The 17,230-nt window shown below is 31.7% G+C and carries 17 protein-coding genes and 1 other RNA gene; 4 read left to right on the top strand and 14 right to left on the bottom strand.

Annotated features, from left to right (window positions below):
* Positions 1-11 precede the first annotated feature (11 nt).
* On the bottom strand, positions 12-263 hold the full coding sequence (locus CD147_RS02410; RefSeq protein WP_103165855.1) for a NifU N-terminal domain-containing protein: 252 nt from the start codon (positions 261-263) through the stop codon (positions 12-14).
* Between the two features lie 13 nt (positions 264-276).
* Positions 277-471, bottom strand: coding sequence for a zinc-finger domain-containing protein (locus CD147_RS02405; protein WP_103165854.1), 195 nt, complete (start codon positions 469-471; stop codon positions 277-279).
* Positions 472-875: 404 nt separating this feature from the next.
* Here CD147_RS02405 and CD147_RS02400 point away from each other — a divergent pair, with 404 nt between their 5' ends.
* Together CD147_RS02400 and CD147_RS02395 are read left to right on the top strand one after the other, a co-directional pair.
* The gene (locus CD147_RS02400; protein WP_103165853.1) at positions 876-1,580 is read left to right on the top strand and encodes a queuosine precursor transporter; all 705 of its coding nucleotides are present in this window, start codon (positions 876-878) and stop codon (positions 1,578-1,580) included.
* A 111-nt stretch (positions 1,581-1,691) separates the two neighbouring features.
* On the top strand, positions 1,692-2,087 hold the full coding sequence (locus CD147_RS02395; RefSeq protein ID WP_103165852.1) for a ribonuclease HI family protein: 396 nt from the start codon (positions 1,692-1,694) through the stop codon (positions 2,085-2,087).
* A gap of 102 nt (positions 2,088-2,189) precedes the next feature.
* On the opposite strand, the gene CD147_RS02390 is transcribed toward CD147_RS02395, so the two are convergent.
* The 8 genes from CD147_RS02390 to CD147_RS02355 all read right to left on the bottom strand — a co-directional run bounded on the left by CD147_RS02390 (position 2,190) and on the right by CD147_RS02355 (position 10,693).
* Positions 2,190-3,068, bottom strand: a complete 879-nt coding sequence (locus CD147_RS02390; protein WP_103165851.1) for a 5'-3' exonuclease — start codon at positions 3,066-3,068, stop codon at positions 2,190-2,192.
* Positions 3,069-3,084: 16 nt separating this feature from the next.
* Complete coding sequence (locus CD147_RS02385; protein ID WP_103165850.1) at positions 3,085-6,528, bottom strand: dynamin family protein; 3,444 nt, start codon at positions 6,526-6,528, stop codon at positions 3,085-3,087.
* Positions 6,529-6,826: 298 nt separating this feature from the next.
* Positions 6,827-7,465, bottom strand: coding sequence for an SDR family oxidoreductase (locus CD147_RS02380; protein ID WP_103165849.1), 639 nt, complete (start codon positions 7,463-7,465; stop codon positions 6,827-6,829).
* 204 nt (positions 7,466-7,669) lie between these two features.
* Positions 7,670-8,800 (bottom strand): THUMP domain-containing class I SAM-dependent RNA methyltransferase, encoded by a 1,131-nt coding sequence (locus CD147_RS02375; protein WP_103165848.1) that lies wholly within the window; start codon positions 8,798-8,800, stop codon positions 7,670-7,672.
* A 120-nt stretch (positions 8,801-8,920) separates the two neighbouring features.
* An RNA gene (gene rnpB, locus CD147_RS02370) (RNase P RNA component class B) lies at positions 8,921-9,305 on the bottom strand.
* 129 nt (positions 9,306-9,434) lie between these two features.
* Positions 9,435-9,770: a cell division regulator GpsB gene (gene gpsB / locus CD147_RS02365; protein ID WP_103165847.1), complete on the bottom strand. Its 336-nt coding sequence runs from the start codon at positions 9,768-9,770 to the stop codon at positions 9,435-9,437.
* Positions 9,771-9,780: 10 nt separating this feature from the next.
* Positions 9,781-10,344: an SLOG family protein gene (locus CD147_RS02360; protein ID WP_103165846.1), complete on the bottom strand. Its 564-nt coding sequence runs from the start codon at positions 10,342-10,344 to the stop codon at positions 9,781-9,783.
* A gap of 10 nt (positions 10,345-10,354) precedes the next feature.
* A complete protein-coding gene (locus tag CD147_RS02355; protein WP_103165845.1) occupies positions 10,355-10,693 on the bottom strand; it encodes a DUF1798 family protein in 339 nt (112 codons plus the stop codon).
* A gap of 325 nt (positions 10,694-11,018) precedes the next feature.
* Between CD147_RS02355 and recU the strand changes: the two genes are divergently transcribed.
* A complete protein-coding gene (gene recU, locus CD147_RS02350) occupies positions 11,019-11,645 on the top strand; it encodes a Holliday junction resolvase RecU (protein ID WP_103165844.1) in 627 nt (208 codons plus the stop codon).
* A complete protein-coding gene (locus CD147_RS02345; protein WP_103165843.1) occupies positions 11,642-13,939 on the top strand; it encodes a transglycosylase domain-containing protein in 2,298 nt (765 codons plus the stop codon). Before recU ends, CD147_RS02345 begins: the two co-directional genes overlap by 4 nt.
* Positions 13,940-14,086: 147 nt before the next feature.
* On the opposite strand, the gene CD147_RS02340 is transcribed toward CD147_RS02345, so the two are convergent.
* The 4 genes from CD147_RS02340 to asnS form a co-directional block, all read right to left on the bottom strand.
* A complete protein-coding gene (locus CD147_RS02340) occupies positions 14,087-14,416 on the bottom strand; it encodes a YpoC family protein (RefSeq protein WP_103165842.1) in 330 nt (109 codons plus the stop codon).
* Positions 14,417-14,420: 4 nt separating this feature from the next.
* Positions 14,421-15,080: an endonuclease III gene (nth, locus tag CD147_RS02335; protein WP_103165841.1), complete on the bottom strand. Its 660-nt coding sequence runs from the start codon at positions 15,078-15,080 to the stop codon at positions 14,421-14,423.
* A complete protein-coding gene (locus CD147_RS02330) occupies positions 15,070-15,756 on the bottom strand; it encodes a DnaD domain-containing protein (protein WP_103165840.1) in 687 nt (228 codons plus the stop codon). Before CD147_RS02330 ends, nth begins: the two co-directional genes overlap by 11 nt.
* Before the next feature lie 137 nt (positions 15,757-15,893).
* On the bottom strand, positions 15,894-17,186 hold the full coding sequence (gene asnS, locus CD147_RS02325) for an asparagine--tRNA ligase (protein ID WP_103165839.1): 1,293 nt from the start codon (positions 17,184-17,186) through the stop codon (positions 15,894-15,896).
* Positions 17,187-17,230: the final 44 nt, after the last annotated feature.

Below are 17,230 nucleotides of genomic sequence, written 5' to 3'. Positions count from 1 at the left end.
AGATTAAGATATTATTCGAAAGTGGATTGGATTTTAGGTAGTAAGTCATCCCAGTTTGCGTCATCATTTTTATCTACTGAGATAAAATCCATAACATAAAAAACTGACTTTACACCTTCAATTTCAAATAATCGGTTAATAAAATCAGGTTGTCCCTCTTTAGCAGAAGTAAACGTGTTAGATTTATTATCTTCTCTTTTTGCATTTAAATTAATCTTCATTGTATTATGATTAGGTGTTTCTTCGATTGATACGATTTGCATATTCAATTACCTCCTATTGAAGTTCATTTCCTAATTGTTTAATCTGTTTGCCAATTGAACATTCAGAAATACAAAAGTGATGTGCTTGTGTCTTACCTTCAGTTTTTCTAATGTGTGTTTTTAGTAAACAGTTATTGCAATAAGTATTCATTAAATCATCAATTTTATCAATTGCTTTTTGTTCGGAATGTGTAAGTATAACAGTCACTCCTTATACACAATTTCGTTAATTATAAGCACGGAATTATTATAACTTACTTTGTATTTATTTTGAAATAATAGAGAACGGAACAGAAATCTAGGGAGCAGGACAGAAATCTAATGTAATTTTCAAGATTTCGTCGTCCTGCCCCGGCAAGGTTGACTAGGGATGAAGAAAGTGAGATTCGAACGCATCTTTATCTCAGCCAACTATTGCCTAATCATATAGATTTGGAAGTTATAGTTGTGCTCATCGTTCGGTTCTGCTCAAATCCTAAACACTTTTTTCAGTCTCTCTTAGCTTTTCAATTACTATGAGGCCTCTTGCAACAAGATAACTTTTAATATAAAATGAATAAGTTGTTTTGCGGTTTCTAAACACCCGCACTATCAAAATTTAGGAGGATAATCATGTATAATGAGATTTTTGGAGTAGCTACATTTTTAGTTACTTTTATTTTAATGGTTTTAATGTTTCGTTGTTTTGGTAAACATGGCTTGCTTGCTTGGGTAGCAATCGGTACGGTTATTGCGAATATTCAAGTAATAAAAACTGTAGATATTTTTGGTATTTCAGCTACATTAGGTAATGTAATGTTTGCTTCGATTTATCTAGCGACAGATATTTTAAATGATATTTATGGACGTAAGGTGGCAAAACGTGCAGTTTGGTTAGGATTTTCATCTACGTTAGTAATGATTATCGTAATGCAAATGTCACTGCATTTTATACCAGCCCCTGAAGATATGGCGCAAAAGTCACTTTCAACTATTTTTGATCTTGTCCCTAGAATAGCACTTGGTTCTATCGTTGCTTACATTATTGGTCAACACGTGGATGTATTTATATTTTCAGCAATTAAGAAGATATTTAATTCAGATAAGACATTTATTATTAGAGCTTATGGTAGTACTATCTTAAGTTCAATTATAGATACTGCGTTATTTGTCACTATTGCATTTGTTGGCACATTACCGGCAACTGTAGTGTTCCAAATCTTTATCACAACATATTTCCTTAAATTACTGTCAACTATATTTAATGTTCCATTTGGATATATTGCCAAATCGATGTATCGTAAGGGACATATTCATAAACTAGACGAAGGATATTAATTAGTTGTAAGATTGTGACATTATTTACCGATGTCCGCACGCGCAAAGTGTTAATGTCTCTTTCTCATTTTATTATTAGAATAAATCTACTTTTCGAAAAGGTGTTATAATATGGCGAAAATTTATTTTGATGCAGCATCGAGTGGTAATCCTGGTATAAGCACATGTGGGATAGTTATTAAAGAAGATAATATGAAACATACTTTTACCCATGAGTTAGGTATATTAGACAATCATAGCGCGGAATGGGCTGCACTTATCCATGCGCTAGAACATGCCCGTGAATTAAACGTGACTAACGCTTTATTGTATACTGATTCCAAGTTAATTGAGGATAGCGTTAACCAGGGTTATGTTAAAAATATTCGCTTTAAGCCTTACTTTGAAAATATGGAAATTTTAGAACATAGTTTTGAATTAATGTTTGTAAAATGGGTCCCGCGTGATCAAAATAAAGAAGCAAACCAATTAGCACAACAATTTTTATATAAGATAACTAAGAAATAATTCTAAGCCATAAACAAAATGCTCTCATCAACGTTAAACGTTTGAATGAGAGCATTTTTATGTAGGTCGAATTACTTTTAAATTAATTTAATCAGCACTTGCTTAAAGATTCGATGAAATATATTTACCTGATATATATAATTCGTGTTCATTACAAATTGAAAGAATATGATTAAGCGAATGTGCATACGTCATTTCGTTATATAATTTGTCAGTATCAATTGGAACCTCTGTATAAATTTCGGCAAGTCGCTTAGAAAGTATTAAATTTTCTTTATCATTGTTAATCTTTTTTTGTTGTGCCGGTGTAAGTTGATCTAGATTTTCAAGAACATTGTCCACACTTCCGTAAGTTTGAATTAACTTAAGCGCTGTCTTTTCCCCGATTCCTTTTACACCAGGATAACCATCGGCTGAATCCCCCATAAATGCTTTAATATCAATGAGTTGAAGCGGATTTAATTCATATTCTTCAATAAATCTAGAAAGTGTATAACGGTTATAAATAGTAAATCCTTTTTTGATTAACCAAACTTCTACATTATCATTGATACATTGTAATATATCTTTATCCCCCGTGATAATATGAACTTCATTATCAGCTGAATAAGCTTTGGCTAAAGTTCCTATCACATCATCAGCTTCATAATTAGTAACGCCTACGTTCACGAAACCAAATTGTTCTGATATTTCTTTTACATAATCAAACTGAGGAATAAGCTCAACAGGTGGTGCAACTCGATTCTGTTTATACATGTCATACATTTCATTTCTGAAAGTATCTTGCCTCATATCCCAACATACTGCTACATGGCTTGGATTAATTTCTTTAATTGCTGTGAAAATATGACGTACGAATCCTTGAATTCCATTGGTAGGTATGCCTTCTGAATTGTACATAAATTGGTTGTGTAAGCTAGTGGCGTAAAAATGTCTGAATAGTAACGCCATGCCATCTACTAATAGGATACGTTGTGTCATTTAATGTGCCTTCTTTCTATTTTATTAAAGCGTTTAAATCTTTATTAACATCTTGTAGTTGTTGAATTAAAGAATCATCCATATTAAATGAAAGTAAATCATTGATTTGTTCTTGGATATCATGTTCGATATCAATAAATTGTTCCTCAGCTTCTGCAGTTAATTTTGCTACAAAGTCTATTAAAGCTTGTCTGAGTTCGCCTAGTTGATTTTGTAATAACTCAAGTGTATTTTGACTAATTATTTCTTGTATTTCGCGTTGAGAATTAGGATTTAGAATCTTTCTTTTAGTAAGTTGCTTTGGTAATGCTGCCATTAAATCATTTAAATCAATTCGTAAGTATGCTGTATCACCGAATTTAGGTTTAATTTCAAAATCTGGGTGTACGAGTACATGTAATTGATTTAATTTTTTTAGAGTAGGTGCAATTTGTTCATTTAACTGTTGATTAAAGTATTTTTTAATTCTTTCAATCAATAAACTTTGTTCTAAATATAATCGTTGATGAATCTGATCTAAGAATGCTTTAGAAGAAATTTTCTTTTCAGCATTAAAGTCATTGTTTTGAGTCATTTGGCTGTTATATATACTTTTAACGTCATCTAACAATTGAAGTTTTAAACGTTTATTTAAATGATAGATTTGATCTTCTACTTCATTTGTCGTGTGCTGTTCACTAGTAAAAAGTAATTGATTAGATAAACGTTGCTTATTCTTATAAGCGTTTAATTTATTTTGACGTTCAGTAATTTGTTCCCTATTATGATGGAATTCATTAATCATTTGATTGAATGATTGACTCATTTGTTCGAGTTGACTAATCATTTGTTGTTCTAAAATTGTTTTAGAGTCTATCTCTACAAATTGTTGGATACTTGAACGTAATTCATTGATACCCTCATCACTGTCTTGTAACGCACGTCTGCTAGAAACACCAAATATATCTGAATTTAAATTTGCTTGGTTTAAAGCATCCTTAACATAGTATTTAACAGCATTTAAATCATTTTCATTTTCTGCTAAATCTATAGCATTGATAACCATTTTGAAAGCTTGATTTTCGTTCAGTTGATTCATATCTTTCATATGTTCGATAAACGCTTTATCGTTATCTGTAAATGAATGATTGAAATAACTCACATATAAAATTAAATCAGAAGAAGTTAGAATTTGTTCTGTCTCATTTGTATGACGCTGGTTATTTGAATGTAATCCTAATGAATCGACAATGATTTTACCTTTTAACCATTCTATTGGTAAGTGAAGATGTACTCTTTTAACAAACGTAGCGTATTCATCTTTAGCGCTCCATTTCTTAACTTCTTCTTGAGAAATAGTGTGGGTAACCCCTTGCTCTAACATATCGTTATACATAATGTAATGTTTTTTCACTGCACTAATAAAAGCTAGTTGATTTTTTTCTAATTTTTGTTTAAGCGCATCTACGTCACTATTGATAAATGTTTCTAAAGAATCGTAAGAAATATTATAATATTCAACCATTTGATTTAATTCATTAATTAATTGTTCCTTAGTCTTTAGTGTGATTTTACTATTGTCTCCATAAGATAATTCTGTAGTAGCAGCCGTGGTAGGATTAGGAGAACTTACTAAATATTGACCGCCTAATAATGCGTTAATTAAGCTACTTTTCCCAGCACTAAATGTTCCGAATACACCTATTTTAATCACTTTATTATCAAGACGTTGTAACGTTTCTTCAATATCACTTTTTGTTCTTTCAAAAAGTGGAACAGGTTTAACTATATCTAATGCCGCTCGAATATCTACTTCTTGTTTTGAACTTGCACTTTCAGTACTAGCAGATGTATCATCTGCGTAGTTATTAATAACAGCACCTTCACTTAATTCATAATTTGCTTCAGTTCTACCGATTAATTTATCGAGTGAATCTTCCATATGAATATAATAATGTTGATAATTTTGAGTAGTTAAAGATTCTCTTAAATTCTTAATTTCGATAAAACGTTCATACACTTGCAAATCTTCATTTTCAGTTGTAGACAGTTCATTTGCTTGCGTATTATTTATCACTTTTTCGAATAAAGGATTAGATTGTTTTTCAACGTAGTTACTAATCGCCTTTAATACATCATCACTAAAAGTTAAAACATAAGTATTGCTTATATTAGTTTGTGGTTGATATATGCTTGAAATTAAGTCGCTACTGATTTCATAGTGTTGATTTAAAATTTCATTATTAACTTTCGTGTTATTGATAAAACGTGTTAGAAACGACATATCTTCTCTTAAAGGTTGACGCACTTGTTGGTTTACTTTGTCTTGTAGTTTTTCAGTTACTACTTTTAGACGATTTTGCTGTTCTTCTTCTTTTTTCTTTTTCTTGTTAAATAACCCGCCTACTTTAAATTCAGAGGACATACTTTCTAAGTATGAACGAATATCTTCGCGCATGTCATGCGTCATAATATAAGCATTCTCTAAAATGTCTTTACGTTTTTGTTTTAAAAAGCTAAATAATTGGTCAGGGTTATTTAGTAATTGAGCTTCTTCGCTAATTGCTTGATTTTGATTAAATTGAGCATAGGCTTGTTCAAATTCATTTTCATTTATATTTAATTGATCGAGTATATCTTGGAGTTCGTTTTGAATATATCCTAATTGAGCTTCAGTTATGAACTTTACAGTACGATTCACATAGTCCTTTATAGACTCACGTTGACAATCTTTTTCGACTAAATAGTCTGATAATTGTTGGAGTTCATTATCAGGATGATCGAACTTAGAGACGTAAAAAATTCTTGTTAAATCGATATCCCAGTCATTAATGGATTGATTGACACTTTCTTTAAAAGTTTGAAAAGTAATTTCATCTTCATTATGTTTATCAATTTGATTAATAACAAATATGACTGGAATACCAATGTCATTCATACGTTTCATAAATTGAAAATTTAGTGCAGATTGTACATGGTTATAATCTACCGTATAAAAGAGAATGTTACTCGTATACATGAATTGTTCTGTTGTTATTTGATGTGTAGCAACGTTAGAATCAATACCTGGCGTATCTTGTAATGTAAACCCTTTATGAAACTTAGTAGATGGGAATTTAATTTCCACAGATTCAACATCTACATTTAAACGGTTCATTTGTTTCACTTCGTCGTAGGTTTTTAATTTGGTATACTGTTGGTTTTCTAAATTAGCGATAATCTCTTTTTCATCTGATACAGAGACTATAGCTGTATTACTTGTGGTAGGCACTGGAGAACTAGGCAGAATATCCTGTTCTAGCAATAAATTTATAAGTGTTGATTTACCAGCTGAAAAGTGACCCACTAGTGAAACAGTATATTGATTTAAATAAACTTTTTTAATCACTTGATTGATTGTATGTATTAAAGCGGTGTTATTGGATTTTTCTACTTCTTTTTTTAATTTATATAAAATATCTAATTGTTCATGATTTGTCATACTTCTATCCCCTTTATTCAATCATTCTAAATACAATAAAAATTAACCTTGTGTTTTCTTCATGATTGCAAATTTACAGGCTAATTAATCATGTAATAATGGACTAAATAAAAATTTTACACAATTATGCCTTTTATTTTAGTCACTATTGTTGTAAAAGAATTAAAATACTAATCAATTTTACTTGAGAGATTTTTAATTCTTATAGTTAGAATGGTAAAATCAAAGCCTTCACCCTTGTTTGATTTTGTTGGTTAAATTTTATCATATTGGGGGGATGAAACAAATATATAGATTCCTAGTTAAACCAAGCAGGTTTGTCACCGTCAGTATTAGGTTTATTAACGCCAATATTCTGTTTTGAATATAGCTCAGGATTTTTAGCAATTCGGACAGCCAAATTGGCAACGCTACGTCTTGAAACTTCTGTCCCTTTAAATTCTGAGTTTTTATCAGTTACTTCATAATCGGTTTCATTTTTAAAAGTTAACCAAGCTGGACGAATGATAGTGTAATCTATGTTAGAATCTTCGATAATATCACTCGCTTTACGATATTTTATTAATTTATCGCCAAATTGCTCTTTATTAAATTCATTAAACTTCGTTGGTAATTCATCATAAATACCTGGAGCAGCGATAAATATTAAACGTTGAACATTTTTATTATTCATAGCATCTATAATTGCTCTAGCTTCGATATCCAATGATCCTGATAAGCTAGCAAAAACGATATCCACATTATTTAATGCTTGTTCTAAATCCTCAACATTTTTAGCGTCACCTTCATAAACAGTTATTCTGTTTGAGGCATAGTCTGGTAGACGATGTGCATTTCTTAAAAATAAATCAACATTAAAATTAGAATCTTCTAGAAATATTTTAGTAGCCTCCATTGAGACTTTTCCGTTAGCACCAATAATTAAAATAGTTTGCATTTTTTTCTCTCCCAACTAAGATGTGATATTGAGTTATGATATATAATGAAACACTCTTAATACTACTTTACATCAGTAATATTAAGAGTGCTAATAAATTGTTTAAATTAATTAAATATTATCTAATCAGTTAAGAAAAATTTACAAATTTAATAAAAAATATACTCAATATTTATTGTTATTAATCACGTGGTATTATATTTATTATTTGTTGAATCTTTCGCCCCAATATTGATAATAAGTACATTCAATATAACCATTAAATAATTTACGTCGTTTAGTGGCTTTTTTATTAACTAAATACTCAAATTCTTTGTTACTTGTAAGAATATAAGTTGAAAGATAAGGATGATTTTTCATTAATTTACCAATATAACGGTACATCTCTTCAACTTCTTCCCTATCACCAATACGTTCTCCGTATGGTGGGTTGCCCACAAGGGCTATCGGTTCTTCACTCTCAATAGTAAGTGTATTAACATCTTTAACGCTAAATTGAATAATATCGCCTAGGCCGACCTCTTCAGCGTTACGTTTGGCCATTTCTATCATTTCTGGATCGATATCTGAAGCATATACTTGCACGGGTTTATCATAATCAGCTTGTTTATCAGCTTCGTCACGCATTTCATCATAAATATTTGGGGGCATGACATTCCACTCTTCTGATACAAAGTCACGATTGAATCCTGGTGCGATATTTTGAGCAATAAGACATGCTTCGATAGCTATAGTTCCAGAACCACAGAAAGGATCGATAAATGGTGTATCGCCTTTCCAATTTGCCAAGCGAACTAGACTAGCAGCTAATGTTTCTTTGATAGGTGCCTCACCTTGCGCTAAGCGATAACCTCGTCTGTTCAAGCCAGAACCTGAAGTATCAATAGTTAATAAAACATTATCCTTTAATATAGAGACTTCCACAGGGTATTTTGCACCGCTTTCATTTAACCAACCTTTTTCGTTATATGCATGTTTTAAACGTTCAACAATCGCTTTTTTAGTAATCGCTTGGCAGTCAGGTACACTATACAACGTAGATTTAACACTACGTCCTTGAACAGGAAACTGACCTTCTTTATCTATAATATTTTCCCAAGGCAAGGATTTTGTTTGTTCGAAAAGTTCATCAAATGTTTTTGCCTCAAAACGACCTACAACGATTTTAATTCGGTCAGCTGTACGCAACCATAAATTACACTTTACAATTGCTTTAGCATCACCTTCGAAAAAAATACGGCCATTTTCAACTTGAGTTTCGTAACCAAGTTCTTGTATTTCTTTAGCGACAATCGCTTCTAAACCCATTGGACACACCGCAAGTAATTGAAACATCCACTTATCTCCTTTATTTACATTATTAGTTTTTATGTTAACAGAATTTGTTTTAATTATGTATATTTACAAAAAAGAAAAGCTCTCCCGTTAAGTGGAGAGCTAAACTAGTCATGATATTTCTGTAAGCCATGTTCTGTACCATTGTACTCATAACGTACACTAGTTGTACTGGTACGCAGGTGGTAACCATCTGTCTACAAATCTTTATTACAATGAATAAAGACGTCTCGTTTATACGTTGAATTCCGCTAAACAAGTGCTCCTACCTAATTTGGATTGCTCACTCGAGGGGTTTACCGCGTTCCACCCTTTATATTTCTATAAAGGCTACGTCACTGTGGCACTTTCAAACTATTCTAACCATATCCTAAGACTTAGGTTATTTCGTTGCCGTCAAATTAATGCCTTGATTTATTGTTTCATCAAGCACGAACACTACAGTCATCTCAGACTGTGTGAGCATGGACTTTCCTCTATATCTCTATAGCGATTACCCAAAATATCACTTTTGCGATTATAACACAGTTTTAAATACTATAACAGATAATTTCTAGACAATATATTTAACAAGGTAAATTAAGTACCGTTTTAAATATAGTCATGTTTTGAATCAACGTACCCTACTCTAATATTATTTACCAAAAACAGCTTTTTCAAGATTAGAAATTCTTTTTAAAATATCTACATTATTCGATGAACTTGAATTATTTGAAGAGAAAGATTTATTATCAGAAGGTCTTGATGTTGCAACCCTTAATCTTAATTCTTCAACTTCTTTTTTTAATTTGTTATTTTCTTCAGATAATTTTACAACTTTGTTATTCATATCTGCCATTTTTTGATAATCAGTAATAATATCATCTAAAAAAGCATCTACTTCTTCACGACGATAGCCACGGGCCATTGTTTTCTCGAAATCTTTTTCATAGATATCTTTTGCTGAAAGTTTTAAAGAAACATCTGCCATTTTTTCCACCTCATTCGAAACTTTGATATTGTTCCCACTGCAAGTCATTTATAAATTCAGTGAGTTCATCAAACGCCACAATATCACAAGTATAGTTTGTTTTTTTCATAAAATCAACTAACATCCTTTTGAAGAATTTAGGACTTCCCTCTTGCTCTTCATCATAGATTAGTAAAGACATATCGGAATGCTCTAACATAAATTGATCAGTTTGTTTAAACTGGTGTGGTCCTTCATATTCAGTATGATGCACACTTTCTATAAAATCGGCTTCTTGAGCTATTTTATTGTATTTAGCTTGATTCTGTTCGTTCCATTTTGAAGTATGCCCATAAAAAGGAGTAATGATTCCTAATTTTAAATCAGGATATAAGGCACGAAGTTCAATTACTACTTCAGCAGCCCAAAGCTCAATACCTATTTGTCCTTGAATTAATACCCACTCTAGCCCTTCATCTAAATATTGTTCTAATTTGTGCTTGATAAAAGCCTTTAGATAAGTTACTTCTGGTATATCTTCTTTAAAGATATTCAATTCAAAAGATTTATACCCTGTTACATACACCGTTTTCAAATTAAGAACCTCACTCTTCTTTACTACTTTGAAGTATATAATTTAAATCATAATTAACAGCTTTTAATTTTTCAGTAAATAGCTTTTTACTTGTCCTTTGAAAATGACAATCTACCGATAATTCTTTAAGAGAATTGATTAATAAATCAAATTTTTTGTTATTCATATATGGTAGATTGATAATTTCTTGTTTAAACTCAGTTAAATATTGTATTTTTTTATCGATGTGTTGTGTATAGGGATACACTGTTTCATAAAAATCAAAGTCTTGGTTTGTAATTTTTACTTCATTATAGCGTCTTTCTATGGTGGAAAGTTCAAGTAACATCTCATTAATAAGTTCATACATAAAGACGCCTCCTACTTGTCTATAATTTATCATAATTAAAAGGAAGCGTCATGTAGTTGTACTATCTTAAATTAAAGGAAATATTGTTTTAAGGGATAAAGCACGTTAAAATAAAGAAAGTTAATAATGAAAATAAGCGCCTAGATTAATTTGAATTATTTTTATTATTGTCTAATAATGGTTTGGCTCTCCTATCCTACATATTATAATGTTTTAATTTGTATGACTTTGGATGAATTAAGTAGAAAGGAATAATCCTCTATTTAATGATATAATGGTTGAGTTTCATTCTACTTTAGTTAACCAAACTAGCGTGGTGAATACAGTGAATTATCCTAATGGGAAACCTTTCAAGGGAAATACGACTAAGGCCGGAAGAAATACTTCTTCTACTTCTAGTAAGATAGAGTATGGTAGTCGTGGTATGTCCCTTGAAAAAGATATTGAATTATCGAATGATTTTTACTTAAAACATGGCAAAGCGGTTATTCATAAAAAACCCACGCCAGTACAAATCGTTAATGTTCATTATCCTAAACGAAGTAAGGCTGTTATAAATGAAGCCTATTTTCGTACTCCTTCAACGACTGACTACAATGGCGTTTATCAAGGCCATTATATTGATTTTGAAGCAAAAGAAACGAAGAACAAAACTTCTTTTCCTTTGAATAATATTCATGATCATCAGGTTGAACATATGAAAAACGCATATCTTCAAAATGGTATTGTATTTCTGTTAATAAGGTTCAAAACGCTTGATGAAATATATTTATTACCCTTTTCAAAATTTCAAAAATTTTGGGATAGATATAAAAATGAAGTAAAAAAATCAATAACAGTTGAAGAAATAAGAAAAAATAGTTACTATATTCCTTATCAATATCAACCAAGATTAGATTACCTCAAAGTTGTTGATAAGTTGATATTAGATGAAAGTGAGGACCGCGTATGACGGAGAATAAAGGATCTTCTCAGCCGAAAAATGGTAAAAATGGGAAATCCAAAACAAAAAAGAATAAGAGTGTTAAAAGAACGATTATTAAAATAATAGGCTTTTTATTAATTGCTTTTATCGTATTAGCTCTATTAGGTATTTTATTATTTGCGTATTATGCTTGGAAAGCTCCAGCATTTACTGAATCGAAGTTACAAGACCCTAAACCGGCGGAAATTTATGACAAAAACGGTGATTTGGTTAAAAAATTAGATAACGGCGCAAGAAGAGAACATGTTGATTTAAAAGAAGTACCTAAAGACATGAGAAATGCTGTATTAGCAACAGAGGATAATCGTTTCTATGACCATGGTGCATTAGACTATAAACGTTTGTTCGGTGCAGTTGGTAAGAACTTGACAGGTGGTTTTGGTTCACAAGGTGCTTCAACTTTAACTCAACAAGTAGTTAAACGTGCTTTCCTTAGTGAAGAAAAATCAATCGGTCGTAAAGCACAAGAAGCTTACTTATCTTATCGTTTAGAGCAAGAGTACAGTAAAGATGAAATCTTCCAAATGTACTTAAACAAAATTTATTACTCTGACGGTGTGTATGGTGTTAAAGCTGCAGCTAAATACTACTTTAATAAAGATTTAAAAGATTTAAATTTAGCTGAAAAAGCCTACTTAGCTGGGTTACCACAGGTTCCAAACCTTTATAATATTTACGATAACCCTAAACAAGCTGAAAGTCGTAAGGATACAGTATTATACTTAATGCACTATCACCACAGAATTACAGATAAAGAATGGAAAGATGCTAAAAAAATCTCATTAGAAGATAATTTAGTAAAACGTAGTACTAAAGAACGTCAAATTGGTACAAATAACGAAGATTCTGAATACGACTCATATGTTAACTTTGTTAAATCTGAGTTAATGAATAATAAACACTTTAAAAACAAAAATTTAAGTGATTTATTACAAAGTGGTATTAAAATCTACACTAACATGGACAAAGACGTTCAAAAAACATTACAAGATCGTATTAATAATGGTAACTACTATAAAAATGAGGACCAACGAGTTGGATCAACAATTCTGGATAGTAAAACTGGTGGACTTGTAGCAATTTCAGGTGGCCGTAACTTTAAAGATGTTGTTGATAATAACGCTGCAACAGATGCACACCTCACAGGTTCATCATTAAAACCATTCCTAGCATACGGTCCAGCCATTGAAAATATGCAATGGGCTACTAACCATTCTATTCAAGACGAATCAAGTTATTCTATTGCTGGTGGCACGTTCCAAAACTATGATGCTAAAGGTCACGGTAACGTTACAGCTTATGATGCTTTAAGACAAAGTTTCAACATTCCAGCACTAAAAACTTGGCAAAGCGTTAACTCTAACGCTGGTAAAGATGCTGTTAAAGACTTTGCATCAAATGTTGGTCTAGATTACCAAAGTGATCTTGGTCCTGCAGATGTATTAGGCGGTGGCGCATCTGAGTTCTCACCTACTCAATTAGCTTCAGCTTTCGCTTCAATTGCGAATGGTGGTACTTATAATAATGCCCACTCTATTCAAAAGGTCGTTACAGCAGATGATGACACTATAGAATTTGACCATACGAGTCATAAAGCTATGAAAGACTATACGTCTTACATGTTAGCTGAAATGTTAACTGGTACATTTAAAGCTTATGGTTCTGCATATGGTCATGGCGTATCTGGTGTTACAATGGGTGCTAAAACTGGTACTAGTACTTATGGTACTGAAGTTAACCAACAATATAACTTACCAGATAATGCGGCTAAAGATGTTTGGATTAACGGTTTCACTCCTAAATATACTATGTCAATATGGATGGGATTCAGTGAAATTAAAGAAGGCGGAGCAAACTCATTCTTAGGACATTCAGAACAAGAATATCCACAATATTTATATGAGGATGTAATGTCTGATATCACTTCAAGTAGTGATGGTGACTTTAAAAAACCAGATTCAGTTAATGGTTCTGATGCAGATGACTTATCTGTAAGTGGTCACCCCGATGATAATACAACTAACCGCAAAGTGTATGGAAGTAATGGATCTAGCGACAGTGGTTCAAGTAGTTCAAGCTCATCAAGTAGCTCAAGTAGTTCAAGCAATTCAGGTAACTCAAACAGTTCATCTAATGGCTCTACTTCAACTACAAATAATAACTCTACTAATTCTAGTACACAAAGCAGTAGCAGTGTAGGCGGTACATTATCTAACATTTTCCATTTGAATAGTATATTTGATTTGAAAAAATCATCATAAAATAGCATAACTAAAGGAGCTTAAGCATTGCGCTTAGGCTCCTTTTTCGATGGAAAATATATAAACGAAAAAAGCTTTTTACAATAATATCACGACATGGAAACCTACTGCTCTCAATGCATGTTGTTATTGTAAAAAGCTTTCTTTTTATTTACGTCGTTTTTTTCTAATTTGATAGGAAGCATTCATTTTTATTAGTTCATTTTTCAATGTTTTCATCTGGCTATAACCCATAAAGTGATATTTTCTAGCTAGCATATAGTTGTACCGTTCTTCAAAATTCATAGGGACGACCGGGTATTCATCTAAATCTTCGAAATTAATATATTCAATTTCATTAATCTGTTTAAAAAATTGAATAATAAGTTCAAAATAGTTATCAATTATAGGTTTAGCTTCAGGACTTTTCAAAGCTCTTTGACTAGAAAACATATCAAGTTGTGCTTCAATATCTTCAAATTCTTGTTTATTAATCATCTTATCAAGCTTCCTTTAATTGTGCTTTCATACGCTTTTGCCCTTCTCTACAATCTTCTAGTAGAGGACAAATATCGCATTTAGGCTTACGAGCAATACAGTGATAACGACCGAAAAAGATTAGTTGATGATGACTTTTACTCCATCGTTCACGGGGGATAATATCGCATAATCTATCTTCAACTTGAGTGACATTATCTTTCCATCGATTAATACCTAATCTTTTAGAGACACGTTCAACATGCGTATCTACTGCTAATGAAGGTTCATCAAACGCCACGCTCATCACTACATTTGCAGTTTTACGTCCAACTCCTGCAAGACTTTCAAGTTCTTTGTGCGTTTGAGGTATATGCCCATCAAATTTATCTAAAAGAGAACGACAAAGTTTTTGTATATTTTTAGATTTATTACGATATAAACCAATAGAGCGTATATCTTCTTGCAATACTTCAATATCTACATTTAGATAATCTTCAGGCGTTTTATATTTTTTGAAAAGTGTACGCGTGACCTTATTCACCAAGTTATCGGTACATTGAGCAGAGAGTAGCACAGCAATCGTTAATTCAAAAGCATTATCATGTTTTAATTCACATTGCGCATCAGGAAACATATCGGCAATAACATCAATCATTTCAAGCGCCTTTTTCTTACTTATCATCTATATTCTCTCCATTTAACCAGTCAAATTTAGGAACATGTGGCACAGTGTGTTTCATTTTAGGTTGATTGAATTTTTCTCTTATTTTTTTGGATTCTTCAGTAGTCGTAACGTTATTTTTCTTCCAGTTTAATAATATACGGTCAACGTATTTAAAACTAAGTTTATCATGACTATAAGCCTCATCTAACGCAGCACGTATTAATGAAAAATCGTGTTGATCAACATCTATCCATTGATTTAAAGTTTCGATTTCATAAGGTGACAGAGGTCTAGCGAATAATTGTTCAATATATTGAAATAAGTCTTTGAAATGTTGTTGAGAGGCTGAGTGCTTATTATCTGTTTCTACTTGAATTAATATTTTATTTAATTTGTCATAAAAACTATCTAAATTCATGTATTCTGTAAATTTGCCTTCTTCATCCTTTTTTACTTGAAGTTGTAATAAATCCCGTTGGATTAAATGTTGGATGATAGAAGTTACTTCGCGGGGTTCCATGTTAGAACCTCTTTTTAAAAATTCAATTGATGGTTGCTTATTTGATGTTTCAGAGGCATATATTAATTTAATTAAAATGACTAAATCTTTCTCGGACAGTCCTAATTCATCATAATGATCAAATAATTCTCGTCTAACTACGACTGGACGAGTTTTAAGTTGCAATTTATCCAAGATATTACCTCCTTTTGAATAAATATCTACAAATAGTTTAAAAGTAATAATTAACGTTTGTTGAATTATCTATTCCTAAATGAATGAGCCTAGAACATTTCAATATAAATGTCCCAGGCTCCAATATTAAATAAATCTTATGGATATAAACGATTTAATAAACGTGGGAATGGAGATGTTTCTCTTACATGATCAACACCTGAAATCCAAGCTACAGTACGTTCTAAACCTAATCCAAATCCACTATGAGGTACACTACCATAACGGCGTAAATCTAAATAGTAGTTATAACTCTCAGGGTCTAAATGATGTTCATCAATACGTTGTTCTAGTAATTCTAAATCGTTAATACGTTCAGAACCACCAATAATTTCACCGTAACCTTCTGGCGCAATTAAATCCGCACATAATACCGTATCTTCATTCTCAGGATTTGGTTGCATATAAAATGGTTTAATTTTAGTTGGATAATTTGTGATAAATACTGGTAAATCGTAGTGATTAGCAATAGCTGTTTCATGAGGCGCACCGAAATCTTCGCCCCATTCAATATCATCAAATCCTTCTTCTTTTAAGAATTTAACTGCATCATCATAAGAAATTCTTGGGAATGGTGCTGCTACTTTTTCTAATTTACTTGTATCTCTATCTAACGCTTTTAACTCTAATTTACAATTTTTCAGAACTGACTGAACAACGTGTGTAACGTATTGTTCTTGTACTTCTAAACTTTCAGCATGATTTGTAAACGCCATTTCAGGTTCAATCATCCAGAATTCAATTAAATGACGTCGTGTTTTAGATTTTTCTGCTCTAAAAGTAGGCCCGAATGAGAACACACGGCCATGTGCCATAGCAGCAGCTTCCATGTATAATTGACCACTTTGTGATAAGAAAGCATCTTCATCAAAATACTTTGTATGGAATAATTCACTTGTACCTTCTGGTGCACTTGCAGTTAAAATCGGAGGATCTATTTTAGTAAATCCATTGTCGTTAAAGAATTCATATGTTGCTCTAATAATTTCATTTCTAATTTTCATAACTGCATGTTGTTTTTTAGAACGTAACCATAAATGACGATGATCCATTAAGAATTCGGTACCATGATTTTTTGGAGTAATCGGATAATCATGTGCTTCATGGATGACCTCTATTGATTTAACTTGCATTTCATAACCTAAATCTGAGCGATTATCTTCTGTAATAACCCCTGTCACGTATAATGATGATTCTTGAGTAACCTCTTTAGCTAATTGGAAAGTTTCTTCATCAACTTCTGACTTAACTACTACTCCTTGCATAAATCCACTGCCATCACGCAATTGTAAGAAGGCAATTTTACCACTAGAACGTTTATTAGTTAACCAAGCGCCAATTGTCACTTCTTGGTTAAGATATTGTTTTGCTTGTTTAATCGTTGTTTTCATAACCAATCTCCTAATTGAAATTTCTTTATATACAATACCTATTT

The sequence above is a fragment of the Staphylococcus devriesei genome (assembly GCF_002902625.1).
Lineage (GTDB): Bacteria > Bacillota > Bacilli > Staphylococcales > Staphylococcaceae > Staphylococcus > Staphylococcus devriesei.
Note: the sequence above shows the minus strand (reverse complement) of the source record. Positions and strands in the feature narration are given on the sequence as shown.